Here is a 17,256-nt window from a genome sequence, read left to right on the forward strand (position 1 = left end):
GTGGTAGCAGCCGTGCTGCATACAGGGCGCATATCTCGCAGGGCACACTCCGAGAGCAGAAAATTGAATGAGCCGATACAGAAGACGAGCGTGGCGGTTAGTTCCGTCTGTAGGCCAACCAATACGAGAGTGGGAGCGTCACCGCTAGAATTAGCAATGTCGATATCACTTGGCTATAGAGGTCCGGAGGCAACACCTGAGCGGCAGTAGCGAATCCGAGTATGATCAGGAGCGATTCGTACACACCGAACTTCAGACGCCGTGATAGAGCCATTAATAAAGTGTGAGTTGATCAGAATATAACCCTGCCGGTAGCGGTGTCACACGTTCAGTCTCAGTGTGTAATTGGTTCAATAATCTCGGTACGACACAGGCGCAGTCATCGTGCTGACTACACCCGCTGTGTTCAGCATCCAGTTCCGCACAGACTACAACGCATCGTACTCTTCGAGCGCGTCCTCGACAGCCGCTTGCTCCTCACGAGCGTCCCGCAGTTCGTTCGCAACGGCCCCGCTCGACAGCCGCTCGCGCTCGCTCTCGTCCAATTCCGCCCGGGCCAGCGCGCTCTCGCGCAGCCGCTCGTAGTCCTCGCGTCGGGCCAGTACTCGGACCTCACGCAGTTTCTCGACCACGCCCTCGCCGGCAAACCCCGAAAGCACCGAGCGGTACTCCCGGACGAGCCACGGGAGGTGGTCGGCCGGCGGCGGCGGCCAGCCCACCGTCAGCGGGTCGGCGTCGAGATTCCGGAGGTAGGTCCGCCGGGTGCCCACGGCCCGCTTGAGCGCCGCGGTGTCGTCGACGTAGTGGTCGAGCTTCGAGGCGGAGTAGTCGGCGTATTCGAGCAGTTTCGGTATCGGTTCGGTGCCGGCCGCGTGGCTGTGGACGTAGTCGAACAGCTCGCTCGGCGGCGACTGGAACGGCACCAGCGGGAACGCGTCGGCCCGGGACACCGCCGACAGCACCTCGCGGGCCGACGCGGTCGACCGGAACTCGTCGAAGGCCGCCCGGACGGCCTCGTCGTAGGTCTTGATGGGGTAACGCAGCTTCTCGACCGGCGCGTCGAGGTCCGCCTCGCCGAGCCGCCGGAGTCGTTCGAGTTCGTCGATGCGGTCGTCCAGCTCACGCAGTCGCTTGCGAGCCACGCGGCGGGCGTCGGCGTAGCGCTCGCGGGCGTCCTCCCACTCGTCCAGCAGCGCCACGCGCTCGCCCACCGGTTCGAGCTTCCGTCGGGCGGTCTCGAAGTCGGACTCGCTGAGGCGGCGCTGCTGGAGGTGGTCGTCGACGGCCTCGAACGTCTCCTTCTCCGGGAGGTCGTCGGCCAGGTCGTCGGTCAGCGTCGCCACCCGTCCCTCGAACTCGGTGAACGCCTGGAAGTTCCCGCTCCCCGTCGCCGTGTCCCCGTAGCGGTCGAGCAGCTCGAGCAGCTCCCGGTAGCGCTCCTGACAGCGTCGCAGCCGGTCCTCGCCGACGTCCTCGACGCGCTCGCGGGCCTGTCGACGCTGCGTGGCAGCGTCCCGAAGCCGTTGGGCAGCGTCGGCCATCAGTAGACGTCGTCGGGGTCGAACACCTGCTCGCCGACCGTCTCGCCGTCGACGGTCCGGTGGAAACAGGACTCGTAGCCGGTGTGACAGGCCCCGCCGGACTGGTCTATCAGGTACAGCAGGGCGTCCCCGTCACAGTCGACCCGCACTTCCTCGATTTGCTGGGTGTGGCCACTCGTCGCGCCCTTCTTCCAGAGCTCGTCGCGGCTCCGGGAGTAGTAGTGGGCGTAGCCCGTCTCGCGCGTCTGTTCGAGGGCTTCCTCGGTGACGTACGCGAGCATCAGCACGTCGCCCGACTCGGCGTCCTGTGCGACCGCCGGGAGGTACTCGTTGTCGTCGAAAGCGAGCGTGACGTCGGTCATGTTCGGACGGTCGCCTGTGGCTAGTATAGGTCTTTTGCACGGTCAGGCGAACCCGAGCGCCGAAAGCAGCGCGTACAGCACGTCGCCGTAGACCAGCGCCGTCACCAGCCCGACGAACATCGGGACGAGGAACGGGATGCCCGGCGACACCCACACCTCGTCGGCGTCGACCACCAGTTCGAGCCCCTCACGGAGCGTTTCGGCGTCAGTGCCGTAGGCGGACCCCTCGATATCGTCGAGGAACCGCTCGGCCCCCCACGGGTCGGCCGTGCCGGCGGTGCCGAACTGGTCGGCGGAGCCCTCCGGCATGGGCATGCCGCCGTCAGAGCGTCCCTCTGACGAGTCTCGCCTCACGTCGTTCGGCTCACCGCCCTCGGACCGTGGCTCCGATGTGCCTCGCCTCGCGTCGTTCGGCTCACCGCCCTCGGACCGTGGCTCCGATGTGCCTCGCCTCGCGTCGTTCGGCTCACCGCCCTCGGACCGTGGCTCCGATGTGCCTCGCCTCACGTCGTTCGGCTCACCGCCCTCGGTGACGAACGAGCCGTCACCCGGCGGGTTCGGCTCGTCCGGCAGCGAGTCGGGGTCGCGGTGGGCCGCGGGGTCGGCCCGCAGCGCCGCCAGCGTGGCGCCGCGCCACTCGAGGTACATCCGGAGCGCGTCGAGGTCGAGTCCGGACCGGGTGAACCCGTCGGGGCACTCCAGCAGCCGGCCGTACTGCTCGGGAATCTCGGGGACAGGGACCGGTTTGCCGAGGAACATGGCCCAGGAGAACCGCCCCCGGGCGAGGTTGCCGGCGGCGACGCCGAGCGGGTAGACCACCCCCGCAAGCACCGTGTTCGAGAGGATGGTCAGGGAGAAGACGCCGATGAGCGACGGCTCCAGCGGGAGCGCCGCCGTCGTGAGGTAGTAGGTCGGGTAGATGGGAAAGAGGACGGAGACGAGCATGAACGCCTTGGCGTCGGCCCCGCCGAAGCCGCCGATGAGCCAGAAGCCGTAGGCGAGCGGCGCCACGAACCCCAGACTGATGGCGACCTGAACGAAGAACAGCGGGTCGGCCGCGGGGTCGGGCGGCCGGCCGAACGCCCCGCCGTTCACGACGGCGTAGGTGTCCCAGACGAGCAACACGACGGCCAGCACGGCCAGCGGGACCCACGTCCTGTTCGGGACCCGTCTGGTCTCGATATCACGGTACGCCGCCCAGCCGAACACGGGGACGGCAAACAGTCGCAACAGGTCCGGTATCGACCCCAGCACGACTCCCCATCCCGCGTGGACGGCCCTAATGGTTCCGGTCGGTTCGGTGCCGAAACCGGACGCTCCGCGCCCCGAGCCGGGACAGTTCGGGGTCGTACATTATCATATATCAATGTTTGCGGTAGATTGATTAGCGTAGCTTGACCTTGAAGGTTGTATGGGCGGGAGACTGGCACGAATTAAACTGGATATCGGTGGGAGCGGTGACGAGAGCAATCAACGGGCGACCGGGACGCTGTCTCGGGAGGTGTGAGTGTGGCACTCGACAGTCCGACGCCGACCCAGCAGTACATCGTCGACTTGGTGGACTCCGAACCGGGGATGTCGAACGCCGACATCGCCGAGGAGACGGGCACACACACCGCGCTGGTCCGTGACCTCCGGAAGACGAAGCAGGCGGCCGCGGAGAGCGACGACGACGCGAGCCCGGGCGCGCTCTCGTCGCAGACACGGGTCCTCGACGACCTCTCGGGGACCCAGGCGGCCGTGCTCCAGCGGGCGGCGGCGGAGCCCGACCTGTCGAACGCACGACTGGCCGAGGCGGTGGGGACACACACGGCGCTCGTCCGCGACCTCCGAAGCGACGTTCAGGCGGAGGTGCTGGCCCACACCCTCCGGAATCCGGACGCGACGAACGCCGACATCGCCGAGGAGCTGGGGACCCACACCGCTATCGTCAGAGACGCCCGAAGTGGGCTCGAAGCGGAGATTCTCGAACGGTCGGTGCGGAACCCCGGACTGTCGAACGCACAGTTGGCCGAGGAGCTGGGGACCCACATCGCCACCGTCAGGGACGCGAGAGCGGCCTACGAGGACGGCATCGGAGACGTCGACCTGACGCCGAGCGACGACGGGGGGACCGAACCGGCCGATTCCACCGCGAGCGAGCCCGCGACGACGGACGGCGGCGACGGAATGAGCGGGACCGTCGTCGCCCTGCTCGTCGGCGTGGTGCTGCTGGTCGCGGTCCTCGTTCTGGTGTCGATGTAGCTATCGAGACAGAGAAAACGGGAACGAGTGCGTCTCATCCCCGAGAAACTGTGCGTTCGGTGAACGCAGAGCCGTTGCTTATATGACGCGGTTCTGCAGGTAGTCGAGGTGCTTGGCGTTGTAGACGATCTTGACCTCGTCGGCGTCGGGACTGCCGATACAGGTCAGTCGGACGTTCTTCTCGTCGACTTCCTCGTCGCTGAGAATCTGCTGCATGTCCATGTCGATTTCGCCTTCGAGGACGATGGCAGCACAGTTCGCACAGGCGCCGGCGCGACACGAGAAGGGCCAGTCGTAGCCCTGTGCCTCCGCCGCCTCGAGGATGTACTCGCCCTCGTTGACGTCCAGCGAGCCGTGGTCCTCGTCGTCGAGGTCCTGGTCCGCGGCTTCCGCGAAGACGTCGTCGTCGTACATGTCCCAGCCGTTGTCGTCCACTACTTCGTAGTTTAGGTACTCTACCGTGGGCATCACTGCCGGGTTCGGACCCCGTCTTGTTAGACTTTGCCCTTCGCACAGACCAGATGTACAATTGTGACAGACGGAGCGGGCTCAAAACACTGGAAGAAAGCGAAAGACGAGGTAAGCGGCGACCGTCGCGACGGAGGGGACGACGTTCTGGAGGAAGATGACGCGAGCGGTCGTCGCCGGTTCGAACAGGTCCGAGGCGCGCGGGATGTCCTCGCGGGACTCGGCGCCGATTGGCTCGGGTTCGTTGGGCTCGGGAGTCCCCTTCGTCCCGCCGACGGTGGGGGCGTCGTCGGCGTCGGCGGTCAGGGCACCCACTGAAACGTCAGGGGCCTCCTGCCCGGTCACCGTGTCCGAGAGCCGGGTCATCCGCGTCGCGCGGCCCCACCCGAGGCCGACGATGCTCATCGTGGCGATGATGACGAAACTGGCGGGAATCCCGAGCGCCGAGAGGAAGGTGACGATGGTCGAGGCGACCGTCGCGACGACGATGGCGGCCACGAGCGGCAGGTCGGTGAGGTCGTTACCGACGGTGTCCATCGTCCGCCGGGCGATGGTAAACGCGCCGAGACCGATGGCGGCCCCGCCCAGCAGGATGGCCGGGTAGAGGTCGAGCGAGCCGTTGCCCACCAGCGGGGCGACGGCGTTGGCGACGTTCGACGCGCCGGCGGAAAAGCCCATGTAACAGCCGATTCCGATGACGACGACGGTGCCGACGAACTCCCGCCGTGTCGTGTTCTCGCCGAGCGAGGGGCGCGGAATCGCCCCCGAGCGGTCGAAATCGAGCAGCGCCCCCTCGCTCTGTGAGACGGCGAACCACGCGACCAGTTTCGGGTAGAAATATCGTCCGATGACGCCGCTGACCCAGAAGGCGAGGATGGGGGAGACGAGCCACCAGATGACGATTTCGAGCATCAGTCCCGCGTTGAGCGTCCCCCGGGCGAGTCCGAGTCCCGCGATGGCGCCGACGGCCGTCATCGAGGTGGAGGCCGGCACGCCGACGACGTTCGAGAGGAACAGCGCGATGCCGATGAAAAAGAGGACGACGATGCTGATGAGCGGCGAGAACTGCGTCGCGACGAGGTCGCTCCCGAGGCTCTGGACGACGGCGGGGCCGACGATGAGCCCGCCGGCCATCGCGAAGACGGTCATCAGCGCCGCGGCCGAGAGCTTCGAGAGCGTGTTGCTCCCGACGGCCGGGCCGAAGGCGACCCCCGTCGACGAACCCCCGATGTTGAAGCCGACGAAGATAGCGACGAGAACCCCGAGTGCGAAGAGAACCTCGACCATACGGGAAGCAGACGGGGTGGGGAGTAAAGGCTACTGTCTGGTGGCGAGGCGTGCTACAGCGCGTACTGGAAGACGAGGTAGGACGCCACGGCCGAGATAGAGGGAGTCAGTATCCACAGCATCACGACCCGGCCCGTCGCCGAGGGGTTGAACAGGTCGCCGGCGGTGGTCGTCGACTCGGGGTCCTCCTCACCGATGCCCGGGACCTCGCCGGGCTGGCCGCCGTCGGGGTCGGCGGGCTCGTGGTCGGCCGCGAGTGCGTTGACGGAGACGCCGCCGCCGTCACCGCTCCTGGCGGCGGAGCCCTTGACGGCCGCCCCGGCGGCGTCGGCCAGCGTCGTCGTCCGCGTGGCCCGGCCCCACCCGAGACCGACGACACACATGGTCGCCGAGACGGCCAGACTCGCCGGAATGCCGGCATAGGAGAGCAGGCTGATGATAGTCGCGCTCACCGTCTCGACGATGAGCGCGGCGAGGATGGGGAGCTCGGTGAGGTCGTTGCCCACCGTATCGAGCGTTCGCCGGGCGATCGTGAAGGCGCCGACTCCGATGGCCGCACCGGCCAGCAGGACGGCCGGATACAGCTCGATAGCGCCGTTGCCCACCAGCGGGGCGACGGCGTTGGCGACGTTCGACGCCCCCGCCGAGAACGCCATGTAACAGCCGATGGCGACCACGAGGAACTGCCCGACCCGCTCGCGCCGGGTCGTCCCCGGCCCCTCGGTCTCGAAGACGATGCGGGCCGCAAGGTGCGGGTAGAGGTAGCGGCCGACGACGGCCGAGAACCAGAAGGCGACGATGGGCGCGACCAGCCACCAGGAGACGATTTCGCCCATGACGGCCCAGTCGAGGGTCCCGCTGGCGACGCCCAGGCCGGCGATGGCGCCGACGGCGGTCATCGACGTGGACGCGGGCACCCCGAAGAGGTTCGAGACCAGCAGGGCGACGCCGACGAAAAACAGGACCGTCACGCTGGCGAGCAGCGTGAACTGGCTGCTGGGGACGATCTGTCCACCCATCGTCTCGATGACGCGGGTGCCGACGGTCGCCCCGCCCAGCAGCGCGAAGCCGGTCATCAGGGCTGCTGCCGAGACCTTCGAGATGGTGTTGCTCCCGACGGCCGGACCGAAGGCGACCCCCGTCGAAGAACCGCCGATGTTGAAACCGACGAAGACGGCCACGAGGAGGCCAAAGACTAAGAGCAGTTCTACCATAGAATCGTCAAGTTCGACGAGTCGGTAAAGGGTTCCGACACCGGGCTCGGGGGCGGCGGCGAACGGTTACTTCTCAGGGTCTTCGCTGTCCTCGGCGTCGGCCAGCCGCTGGCGCTTCTCGGCCGCGGTCTCTTCGACCTCGCTCGCGGTCTCCTTGGCCGCTTCGACCTCCTCGGTGACGGACTCGGCCGTCTGTTTGGCGTCGCTGGTCTTGTCTTTCACTTCGGTCGTCTTGTCCTTGGCCGCCGTGGTCTTGTCTTTCAGTTCGGTGGCCGTGTCCTTGACCTCGGTCGTCTTGTCCTTGACCTCGGTCGTCCGGTCCTTGGCCTCGGTCACCGTCTCGACGGCGTCGTCGTCGCCGGTCTGTGCGGCGGTCTGTTCGACCTCGTCGGCGGTCTGTTCGACCTCGTCGGCGGTCTGTTCGACTTCGTCGGCGGTCTGTTCGACCTCGTCGACGGACTGTTCGACTTCGTCGGCGGTCTGCTCGACGTCCTCGGCGGCCTCGTCGACGACTTCGGCCGCGGTCTCGACCTCGGTCGCGGTCGTTTCGATCTCCTCTGCGGTCTGTTCGAGCTGCTCTGCGGCCTCTTCGAGTTCGGCGGCCTTGGTCGCGACGTCTTGATTCGTCCGTTCGAGGACGTTGGCGAGCACCAGGAACTGGAGAATGCCGACGACGATGAACGCCGAGACGGCGACGCTCGCAGCGGTCGCGACCAGCGACGCGGTGGCGCCCCCGACCGATATGACGCCGACGGCGACGGCACCCCACAGCAACGTGAGGGCGATAGCGGCGGCGGTAATCGCCTGTGCGAACAGTCTGTACTGGCGCTCGTAGCGACCGAACATCGCGGACTCGAGCCGTCGAGCGAGCGGTGTGAGAAACAGGATTCCTGCGGACATGGTAGGGGATTCTTGTCGGGCCGGATAAGGATGTGGGCTGTGGGCCGGGCGACCGGCCCGAGCTGCCGGGGACCGACACGCTTTCGACCGGCGCCGTCCGACCCACAGCCATGTTTCAGGCGTTCGAGGTCGTTCCGGCGGTCGATATGCAGGACGGACAGGTGGTCCAGCTGGTCGGTGGCGAGCGCGGCACCGAGAAGACCTACGGCGACCCGGTCGCGGCGGCGGAGCGGTGGGTCGACGCCGGGGCCCGGACGCTTCACTTGGTCGACCTCGACGGCGCTTTCGAAGGCGAGCGGGCCAACGCAGACGCCATCGACGCGGTGCTGTCCGCCGTCGACGACGACGTGGGCGTCCAGCTGGGCGGGGGCATCCGGACCGCCGACGACGCCGTCGCGCTGCTCGACCGCGGCGTCGACCGCGTGATTCTGGGGACGGCCGCCGTCGAGAACCCCGATATCGTCGCCGAGATAGCCGACGAACACCCCGACGGCGTCCTCGTCAGCCTCGACGCGAAAGGTGGCGAGGTCGTCGTCTCGGGGTGGACCGAGGGGACGGGGCTGGACCCCGCCGAAGCCGCCGGCCGCTACGAGGAGCTCGGTGCGGCGGGCATCCTCTTTACCGATGTGGACGTGGAGGGCCAGCTAGAGGGGGTCCGGACCGACCCCGTCGAGCGGCTCGTCGAGGCCGTCGACATCCCCGTTATCGCCAGCGGCGGCGTCGCGACCGTCGAGGACGTGGTGGCACTCGAAGCCGCGGGCGCGGCGGCCGTCGTCGTCGGCAGCGCGCTGTACGAGGGCGAGTTCACGCTCGAATCGGCGATGGCCGCCGTCGAGGAGTCCTGACCTACGCCAGCGAGACGAACGGCAGCGTCGCTTTCTCCGAATCGGAGTACGCCAGCGCGTCGCGCTGGCTCGCGCCGTCGGGCGTGACGAGGTCCATCACCAGCGGCGCGTTGTCGACCGCGCCGGCTTTCGCCCCGCCGAAGGTGTAGCCGCCGGCGGTCTCCTCGACCGACCGGAGCGAGCCGAAGTCCTCCGACTGGACCATCCCGACGAGCTCGAACTCGGCGGCGTCCCGCCCGTCGAAGGCCTCGCGGTCGACCCCGAGCGTCACCGTGCCGGCGTCCCGGTCGGTCGAGACGTGCGGGACGACGGCGTTCCCGTCGTCGTCGAGCACCGGGCCGCCGCTGGCGTCGACCAGACCGACGTTGAACCCGTCGACCCGGAGGCGGTAGTGCCACTCGTCCTCGAAGGTGACGTTCGCGCCGAGGTCGTCGAGGCTGGCGGTCGACCCGCCGGAGTTCTCGGGGTCCCGGAGCCAGCAGACGAACATTTGCGGCGAGAACCGGCCGCCGAAGGACTCCGTGAGGTTCGCCACCTCGAAGCTGTACCGCTGGAGGGTCGGCGTCTGGCTGACGGTGACCGAGCGCAGGTCGAACGCCCCCGCCTCGAAGTCGTCGGCCGTCGGGTAGGTGTAGGCACCGGGGCCGTCGTCGTCGCCGGCGGGGTCGTCGATGGTCGCGACGGTCGCCGGGGGCTGGACCGCCACCGTCTCGCTCGACAGCACCGTCCCGTCGCCGCGGCGGACGGTCACGTCGTACTCGCCGGGCGAGTCGAGGGTGTACTCGAAGGGGACGGTCACGTCCGTCGCGTTCGGCGGGAGCCGGACGTTCGTCCGCGTCACCACCTCGTCGTCGACGAGCAGTTCGACCGGCGTCCCGCCGACGAAGGCGCTGTCGTTGTCGCCCGTGGCGGTGACGAACGGCTCCTGAACGAACGGCTCCGCGTCGACGGACACGTCGAACGACTGGGTCGGGCGCTCGTACTCGGGGAGGTCGTTGATTTCGCCGCCGCGAGCGCGACGGAACCGCACGGCCGTCCCGCCGCTGCCGACCATCGACGCGAGCAGCGTCGTGCTCGGGTCGACGACGGCCTCCGTGACGCGGACCGCGGTCGGGTCGGTGCCCGCGTCGACGCCGTCGGTGTAGATTTCGGCGACGTACTTCGGTCCCTGCGGGCCGCGACCGTTGCCGTTGCCACGGCCGTTCCCCGGGCTGAGAAAGTCGAGCGACACGTCGATAGCGCGGCCCGCTTCGTCGGTCATCGCGCCGAGGAACCACTCCTCGCCGGACCGTCGGGCCGTGACGGTGTAGTCGCCGATTTCGGCGTCGACGACGGTGGTGTCGTCCCACCCGCCGGCGGGCACCGCTTCGAGGAAGGCGAACTCGGACACCGGGTCGAAGTTCTCGTTCGCGGGCGTGTACCCCTCGTAGTCGGCCGGGACGGGCGAGGGCTCGCCGGTCTCGGTGACGGCGACGGTGTTGAGGTTGAACCCGCCCACGTCGCCCTCGAAGCCCGCCCCCGAGTCGTCGTACTGCAGTTCGACGGCGACGGTGTTGTCGCCGGCCGACAGCGACACCGTCGTCGTGAACACGTCCCACTGGTCCCAGTAGTCGGTGAAGCCGGGCTCGATGGTCGTCGCTTCCCCGTTCACCCGGAGCGTCGCCTGCGGGCCGCCGTTGTCGATGACTCGCTGGGCGTTCTCCCCGGGCGCGCTGCCGTAGCGCAGGTGGAGGTCGTACTCGCCCGTCGCCGGCACGTCGGTCACGGTGAACGAGACCGAGGCGCCCGACGCCTCGCGGTTCGGGTCGACGGGGACGTAGTGGGCGCCGAAGGCGTTGCGCCAGTCGTCGGCCGTAATCATCCCGTCCAGCTCGCCCGACTGGGCCTGCAGGCACTGGCCGACCTCGAACTCGGGGCTGACGTAGGCCTCGATGCGGTCGGCGAGCATCTGGAGCCCGGCGTGGTAGGTCGGGTACATCGCCAGTTGCTTGGCCCGGGTCGTCCGGATGCGCCCGCCCGTCGAGTCGTTGAACGTGATATCGAAGATGCCGGGCTGATAGCTCGTCGGCCCCGCCAGCATACGGGTAAAGGGCAGGGTGACGTGGTGACCCTCCCCGACGTCGGAGCCCAGCGCGCCGAACCCGTCGTACTCCTGGGCCTTGACCACTTCAGTCGCGGCCAGATTGGGGTAGGTGCGCCGTTTGCCGGTCGGTTTGTCCGACTCGTGGCGCTCCAGCAACTGGCGGTTGGCAGCGCCCTCTTTGGCGACCAGCTCGTGGTGGTTGACCGCCAGCTGGCTGTGGTGGTTGTGCGACGCGGTGGTGCCGTCGCCCTCGAAGCCGAGGCCGGGGTTGGAGACGTAGCCCGTCTTGATAGAGCGAATGTCCTCGGCCTCGTAGCCGGCGAAGATGCCCGCCGATATCTGTGACTCGTAGTTGACGATGTTGCCGGCCGTCTCGTTGTGCATCGTCATCTCGGCGGCGGGGGAGAGCGACTGCCCGAAGTCGGTCACCTCCGAGACGTCGAAGTCGGGCGTCGAGCCGTCGACCCCGAACTCGAAGGCGGCACCGCCCGGCCCGGGGAACGTGTCCCAGCCCTCGTCCCACCCCTCGACGAGGACGCTGTCGACGGCGTTGTCGCTGGCGAACCGGAGGTAGCGTTTCATCCGTTCGGTGCGCGCGCCGTGGATGTACGTCGCGGGGTTGTCGCCGCTGGCCGCGACCGCGCTGTCGCTCTTGTACTCCCAGTTGGCGCTGCCGGCTATCATCGTCCACCAGATGCCGACGTACTTCTTGGGCGTTATCCACTCCGTGTCCGGCTCCCCGTCGACCGTCGGGAGGACCGACTCGTCGACCTCGTCGTTGAGCAGCGGGATGAGCGACGACTCCAGCAGCTCCCCCGGGGAGTCCCCGACCTGTACCGTCCGCCACGGCGTGACGTGGGGGACCTGTGCCGACACCTTCGTCCCGTCGGGGAGCGGCGCCAGTTCGGCCGAGAAGTCGGTGCCGCCGTCGCTGTCGGGGGACAGCGAGAGCGTCGCGTAATCGGTCAGGGCCGCCTCGTGGACGCTCAGATACACGTCGTCGGCGTCGACGGTAAACGGCGTGTGGACGCCCTCGCGGGTCGACGCGCCGCCCGGGGTCTGGGACTCGGTGCCCGAGGGGACCTCGCTCAGGGCGGTCTCGCTGTACTCGGCCTCGAAGCGGCCGGGCTCGTTCTCGGGCTGGGCGAAGCGGTTCTCGATCCACCAGCAGGTGTAGTCCTCGGCGAAGTCGAAGGCGGTGTTCTCCGAGGCGACGACGAACCGGTCGTCGCCGTCGCCGAAGTCCTCGGAGAAGACGAAGCGAAAGCCCAGCCCGTCGTCGAACACGCGGAGTTCGAGGGTCGCCGCCCGCCCCGGTTCGGCGTCCTCGGCGAGGCCGACGCGGAGCGAACGGTAGTCGGCACGGACGCTGTCGTACTGGCCCCAGAGCGGGTCCCACGCTTCGGTCGCCGTCTCGCGCTCGGTGCCGGTGACACTGAGGGGGGCGCCGTCGCCGTCGCTGCCGGCCCCGAAGGGCTGCTGTTTCTGGAAGTCGAAACCGAGCGCGGAAGAATCGAGGTAAGTCGTGTCGTCGACGGCGACGCTGTACGTCGGGGCGCCGTCGCTCACGTCGACGGTGACCGCAATGTGACCGTCCGGCGACGTGACGGTCTGTGTGTCGGAGTCGTCGCCCGAGTCGACCTGGGCCGCCGTCGCCGGCTCGACCGCCCGGGAGAACGCCGCGGCAGCGAGCAGGGAGCTGACGCCGCCGAGGAACGAGCGACGTTTGTACTCTGAACTGGGGGAAAGTTTCTCGTCGGACATCGACCGTCACGACGCGTGAACGTTACTTATTAATTGGCATATATTTGATGCGACACGCTCAAAAGTTAACGCCAGTTACGTGCAAAAATAAAGTTTGCCTGACATTTCAGGGACGGTGACCGTCCCGGAGACCAGGTGGTCCCGTTTCAGGGTGGCTCCGCTCGCGGTGCGACTGTTCCACGGCTCACCGCGTTCCCTCGTTTCGCCTCGCTACCCCTCGTACAGCGTGACCGACCGCGCCCCGTACCCCTCGTAGAACGGCCCGATACCGCCGCCGGCGTTGCCCGCGGCGAGTCGGCCCTCCGGCGTCTCGAAGACGAGGCTGTTCTCCATCGGGAAGTCGTTCGTGGGGTCGCCGACGAGGTTCTGGCGGACCTCGACCACGGGGACCCGTTCGTAGCGGCGCTCGGTGTCGGCATCGAGGTCTTCGAGCGTCACGTCGGCGAGCAGGTCCCGGCCCGCGTCCCGGTGGAGCGCGGCGTTGGTGGCGGCGGTCCGCAGGTGGTCGTACGTCGCCGGGAGCCCGTCGGGCTCGGTGACGTGACACACCTCGCCCATCGGCCAGAAGTTGGCGACGGCGTTGCCGAAAAAGCCGCTTGCCACCTCGCGCTGGGAGAACGAGAGCGCGTACTCGCGCCCGTGGCGGCCGGCGAGGATGTCGTGGGCGCCCAGCAGTCCGGTACGCTCGTCGACGAGGACGTGCACCGGCGGGGCGGCGTCCCACGTCCGGACCACGTCGGCACACCCGCTCCAGTCGACGGCGTCCGCCGAGAGCGGCGAGACGGCCAGGAGATAGACGAACACGCCCCGCTCTCTGGCCGCCGCGAGCGCGCCTTCGAGGCGGGCCAGCTCAGGTTCGGGCAGCACGAGCAGCGCCTCCCGTCGGGCGTCGGCGAGATACCGCTCGGTGCGCTTGCGGACCGTCGCCCGGGAGTGGACGACCTCGACCGCCGGGCCGTCGTCGTCGGGCGTCGTGTAGAGACGCTCGACGCTGTCCCGTAGCTCGTCTAGCCGCGTGGTGAACGAGCCCAGCGCCTCCCCGGGCGGGCGCGCTCGGATGACAGTCGGACTGGCCGTCTCGTCTATCGTCACCAGCCCCCGCTCCCTGAGCTCCTCGGCGAGCTCGTAGACGTACCCCTGTGAGACGTCGGCCGCCCGCGAGACCTCGCCGGTCGTCGCCGCGCCGGCCCGGAGGACAGCCAGATACGCGTCTATCTCTTTCCCGGAGAGTCCGAAGGCCCCCAGATGGTCACGTACGGTGTCCGCAGACATGGTCGAATATTGTGTGACTACATACAAAATATTTTTCCACTAGCGCGCAGATGCCCACGTATGAGCGAGTCCTCCGCCACGCGCCCGCCGGAACGGCAGGTCAGCGAGGAGACAACGACTGACCGGTCCGGTCGGCGGTGGTGGACGGTGGCCATCTTCGCCTACATCACGCTGGAGGGTGCCGGCCTGCAGATGCGTGGCGCGGTCATCCCGGCGCTGCGGCGGAGCTTCGAGGTGCCCGAGTGGCAGCTGGGGCTGGTCGCGCCCGCCGGGACCGTCGGCTACGTGCTCGCCGTGGTGGTCGTCGGGGCCGTCGCGGGCCGGCTCGACACGAGACGGCTCCTGCTGGTCGGCATCGTCGGCACCGGCGCGGGCATTCTGGTGATGGGCGTCGCCCCCTCCTTCGCCCTCTTCCTCGCGGCGCTGCTGGGCCGGGGCCTGTTTACCGGCGTCGGCCGGGGGACCGACCGGCCGCTGCTCTCCCACCTCTACCCCACCCAGCGCGGCCGGATCTTCGGCTTCTACGACATGATGTGGGCGGTCGGTGCGACGGCCGGGCCGCTGCTCGTGGCCGCCGCGGTCGCCGCGGGGAACTGGCGGCTGGCCTACTACGCACTCGGGCTCGCCTTCGTCCCGGTCGTCGCGCTCGCCCTCTGGCTGCCGACGCCGGAGATCGAGAGCGGCGACGACCCGCTGGACTGGGCCGAACTGCGCCGCATCACGCGCCAGCCGGCGGTGCTGACGATGGCGGTCGCGCTCTTCCTCTCGACGGGGTTCGAGGGCGGGCTGTTCACCTGGGTGACCACCTACGCGCAGGGGCGCCTGCCCGGCTCGCTCGCGACGGCGTCGCTGTCGGTGATGCTGGCGGCCTACATCCCGGGACGGTTCGCCTCGGGCTGGCTCTCCGAACGCCTGGGCTACGTCCGTCTGGCCGTCGGGCTGGTCGGGCTGACCGTCCCCGCCTTCGTCTACACCTTCTTCCTCGCGGAGGGGTACGGCCTGCTCGTCGGCCTCTTCGCCATCGGGCTGGCGCTCTCGGGGATGTACCCGACGCTGCTGGCGTACGCGACGGAGGCGGTGCCCGAACACAGCGCGCCGGTCAACGCGACCGCCGCCGTCACGAGCGCCGCCGGTATCGCCGTCGTCCCCGCGATGATGGGATTCGTCATCAGCGACACCGGCGTCGCCGGGGCGATGCGGCTGCTCGCGCTCCCGCTCGCCATGCTCGCACTCGTGCTCTCGTTCGCGCTGTACCGACGGGTGCGGTGAGTGACTGCTGCGGACTGTGCACTGCTCAGGCTGTCAGATGTAGTCGCTACTCGGGCCGGTGTGCTGTACACAGTGCGCATTTCTCGCAAGGTACTATCCTTAGCTCAAGCCGGTCAGTACAGAGCTTGAGTCTATCGTGGAGTGAAACACCGGAGAATCTGCGTCTGAGTTCCTCTGTTACACGTGGTTACGGTTAGCCAGATGAGACGACGTACATCCCGAGAAGTGTAGCGGAGATTCCCACCAGTGCAGCAGGAATTTGGAGTCCGTCAATCCAGAGCATTGCACCGACCAAATACCCGAGCATCACGGCGAACGTTGCCGACCACTGCCATGACCACCATCCCTGCCCTGCCGCCGGACTTTTGCTCATACTACGCAGATTATCGTGTCGGTACGAAATAATATTTCCATTGAGACACCGGACACGCTATGGTATACCATTTATAGAAAGTGCGAGGCGAAAACCCACGGCTTTAGCCGTGGGTAGCTCAAACTCGCCCCACGCTGAGCAGCTGATACAGCGAAACACGTCTGGAGCAAACGAAATCACTACGCTGACTACACTCTCTGTATCGGTAACGCCGGTACTGACGGCGGTCGAGTAGTTGGTGTGGGAACTGCAGCAAACAGGGGCGTGTACGTCACGCCAGCGTTGGCAACCGTTCGAGCCGAGACCTCCGGAAGCTCGCACGCCGGATAGGTCGCTCGATAGCTCGGTCGAGCACGGCCGTCGAGAGGGAGGCCCGTGGCCCCAGCGAGTCACTCCCGGGGTTCGTGTCCGGTCGGGCTGTCGGGTTCGAGATGTTCGGTGAGCCACCCGAGGTCCGCGCCGTCTGTCGCGGGGCCGCCCTCGATAGCCGTGATGAGTTCGTCCGATGCCATCGCCGTCGTGTAGAGGTCACAGACCAGTCGCTTCAGTACGTCCGGGTCGTCGGGTAGGTCCTCCGGGTGGAGTTCCGCCGGGAGTTCGTCGCTCATGTGCCCAGAGACGGATGGACAGGGCAAAAGGTTGGCGTCGACCGCGCCGTCGCTCGTGGTCACCGTCCACGAGCGGCTCAGAGGAGGAACGAGCCGTTGCTCGAACCATAGTAGCCATTAAAAACCGGCGCACACCCGACCGCACTGTCGTCGTGCGGTCGGTGTGTAACTCGTTTCAACTGGTAGTATAGCCGCTCCCACTGGTACCCACATCGTGTGCCCGCTCGACGGCCGCCAGCAGTTCCGCGCGGTCGTCACAGCCGACGAGATGCGACCGACAGCTGCAGTCGGAACAGCCAAAGTCAGAAACGGCACCGCCCACAGCGTCGGCCAGCCGCCGGGCGACGGCACACTCGATGTCGGCGGTGGTCGTCACGACGCTGTCGACGCTGGTCGCGTCGTCGCCCAAGAGGTAGTCGATATGCCAGTGGCGGGCGTCGTTCTCGCCGCTCGCGACGGCGCGGTGGCGCTCGACGCGCGAAAAGCCGCCGGTGCCGAGTGCGCTCCCGGTGTAGGCGTACCAGCCCGCGGGGAAGCCGATTTCGCCCAGCGCGCCGACCTGGATGTGGCCGTCGCTTTCGCGTTCGATGACGAGCGTGTACGTCCCGCCGTCCATGCGACAGCCTCAGCCAGTGATAGTGGGGTCGGCGCCGAACGGTCCGAAGCCCTCGATGCGGAACTCCCGGGAGTCCGTGCAGTCCTCGTTGCCGGCCGCCAGATCGCCCACGAGCCAGTCGAACGCGCGGCGGAAGTCGGCGTAGGGGGCGTCCTCGAACCGATCGAGGACGGCCGCCGCGGTGAGGTCCTCGTCGTACTGTTCGGCGAAGGCCTGGACGTTCTCCGCGGCGGTCTGTGCGAGGGCGGCGTCGGTCTCCTCGCCGAAGGCCTCGGCGAGTTCGTCGGTGAGGTCGGACATACGCGAGAGCACGCGCCGAAGCCACGTATGCGTTCTGGAACCGGGAAAGCGGGGTCCCCCGCCCGAGTCAGCGAGCCCCAGCCACGCCTCGAAGAGCGTCGTTTCCCAAC

The 17,256-nt window shown here is 68.0% G+C and carries 16 protein-coding genes; 3 read left to right on the forward strand and 13 right to left on the reverse strand.

The window, feature by feature from the left end; translation table 11 throughout:
* Positions 1–97: 97 nt before the first annotated feature.
* The 4 genes from NDI56_RS21860 to NDI56_RS11925 form a co-directional block, all read right to left on the reverse strand.
* A complete protein-coding gene (locus tag NDI56_RS21860) occupies positions 98–274 on the reverse strand; it encodes a DUF7534 family protein (protein WP_470303411.1) in 177 nt (58 codons plus the stop codon).
* Between the two features lie 154 nt (positions 275–428).
* Entirely contained in the window at positions 429–1,541 is a 1,113-nt protein-coding gene (locus tag NDI56_RS11915) for a DUF7118 family protein (protein WP_310919754.1), read from the reverse strand.
* Positions 1,541–1,903, reverse strand: a complete 363-nt coding sequence (gene hisI, locus NDI56_RS11920; RefSeq protein ID WP_310919755.1) for a phosphoribosyl-AMP cyclohydrolase — start codon at positions 1,901–1,903, stop codon at positions 1,541–1,543. Before hisI ends, NDI56_RS11915 begins: the two co-directional genes overlap by 1 nt.
* Before the next feature lie 42 nt (positions 1,904–1,945).
* Positions 1,946–3,157, reverse strand: a complete 1,212-nt coding sequence (locus NDI56_RS11925; protein ID WP_310919756.1) for an A24 family peptidase C-terminal domain-containing protein — start codon at positions 3,155–3,157, stop codon at positions 1,946–1,948.
* 255 nt (positions 3,158–3,412) lie between these two features.
* Between NDI56_RS11925 and NDI56_RS11930 the strand changes: the two genes are divergently transcribed.
* Entirely contained in the window at positions 3,413–4,147 is a 735-nt protein-coding gene (locus NDI56_RS11930) for a hypothetical protein (protein WP_310919757.1), read from the forward strand.
* A gap of 78 nt (positions 4,148–4,225) precedes the next feature.
* On the opposite strand, the gene fer is transcribed toward NDI56_RS11930, so the two are convergent.
* From fer to NDI56_RS11950, 4 genes are all read right to left on the reverse strand, one after another.
* On the reverse strand, positions 4,226–4,615 hold the full coding sequence (gene fer, locus NDI56_RS11935) for a ferredoxin Fer (protein WP_310919758.1): 390 nt from the start codon (positions 4,613–4,615) through the stop codon (positions 4,226–4,228).
* Between the two features lie 81 nt (positions 4,616–4,696).
* On the reverse strand, positions 4,697–5,902 hold the full coding sequence (locus NDI56_RS11940; protein ID WP_310919759.1) for an inorganic phosphate transporter: 1,206 nt from the start codon (positions 5,900–5,902) through the stop codon (positions 4,697–4,699).
* 53 nt (positions 5,903–5,955) lie between these two features.
* A complete protein-coding gene (locus tag NDI56_RS11945) occupies positions 5,956–7,116 on the reverse strand; it encodes an inorganic phosphate transporter (protein WP_310919760.1) in 1,161 nt (386 codons plus the stop codon).
* A gap of 66 nt (positions 7,117–7,182) precedes the next feature.
* Positions 7,183–8,016 carry a hypothetical protein gene (locus NDI56_RS11950; RefSeq protein WP_310919761.1) on the reverse strand — a complete coding sequence of 278 codons (834 nt, stop codon included), beginning with the start codon at positions 8,014–8,016 and terminating at the stop codon, positions 7,183–7,185.
* Between the two features lie 110 nt (positions 8,017–8,126).
* Between NDI56_RS11950 and hisA the strand changes: the two genes are divergently transcribed.
* Complete coding sequence (hisA, locus tag NDI56_RS11955; RefSeq protein WP_310919762.1) at positions 8,127–8,861, forward strand: 1-(5-phosphoribosyl)-5-[(5-phosphoribosylamino)methylideneamino]imidazole-4-carboxamide isomerase; 735 nt, start codon at positions 8,127–8,129, stop codon at positions 8,859–8,861.
* A gap of 1 nt (position 8,862) precedes the next feature.
* Here hisA and NDI56_RS11960 read toward each other — a convergent pair whose 3' ends face one another.
* Both NDI56_RS11960 and NDI56_RS11965 read right to left on the reverse strand, forming a co-directional pair.
* Positions 8,863–12,708 (reverse strand): glycoside hydrolase family 97 N-terminal domain-containing protein, encoded by a 3,846-nt coding sequence (locus tag NDI56_RS11960; protein WP_310919763.1) that lies wholly within the window; start codon positions 12,706–12,708, stop codon positions 8,863–8,865.
* Between the two features lie 210 nt (positions 12,709–12,918).
* On the reverse strand, positions 12,919–13,980 hold the full coding sequence (locus tag NDI56_RS11965; RefSeq protein ID WP_310919764.1) for a TrmB family transcriptional regulator: 1,062 nt from the start codon (positions 13,978–13,980) through the stop codon (positions 12,919–12,921).
* Between the two features lie 60 nt (positions 13,981–14,040).
* Here NDI56_RS11965 and NDI56_RS11970 point away from each other — a divergent pair, with 60 nt between their 5' ends.
* The gene (locus NDI56_RS11970) at positions 14,041–15,249 is read left to right on the forward strand and encodes an MFS transporter (protein ID WP_310919765.1); all 1,209 of its coding nucleotides are present in this window, start codon (positions 14,041–14,043) and stop codon (positions 15,247–15,249) included.
* A 762-nt stretch (positions 15,250–16,011) separates the two neighbouring features.
* Here NDI56_RS11970 and NDI56_RS11975 read toward each other — a convergent pair.
* From NDI56_RS11975 to NDI56_RS11985, 3 genes are all read right to left on the reverse strand, one after another.
* Positions 16,012–16,230 (reverse strand): hypothetical protein, encoded by a 219-nt coding sequence (locus tag NDI56_RS11975; protein ID WP_310919766.1) that lies wholly within the window; start codon positions 16,228–16,230, stop codon positions 16,012–16,014.
* 175 nt (positions 16,231–16,405) lie between these two features.
* Entirely contained in the window at positions 16,406–16,846 is a 441-nt protein-coding gene (locus tag NDI56_RS11980) for a GIY-YIG nuclease family protein (RefSeq protein WP_310919767.1), read from the reverse strand.
* A 9-nt stretch (positions 16,847–16,855) separates the two neighbouring features.
* Positions 16,856–17,146, reverse strand: coding sequence for a hypothetical protein (locus NDI56_RS11985; RefSeq protein WP_310919768.1), 291 nt, complete (start codon positions 17,144–17,146; stop codon positions 16,856–16,858).
* Positions 17,147–17,256 lie beyond the last annotated feature (110 nt).

Source organism: Halomicroarcula saliterrae (assembly GCF_031624395.1).
GTDB classification, from domain to species: Archaea; Halobacteriota; Halobacteria; order Halobacteriales; family Haloarculaceae; genus Haloarcula; species Haloarcula saliterrae.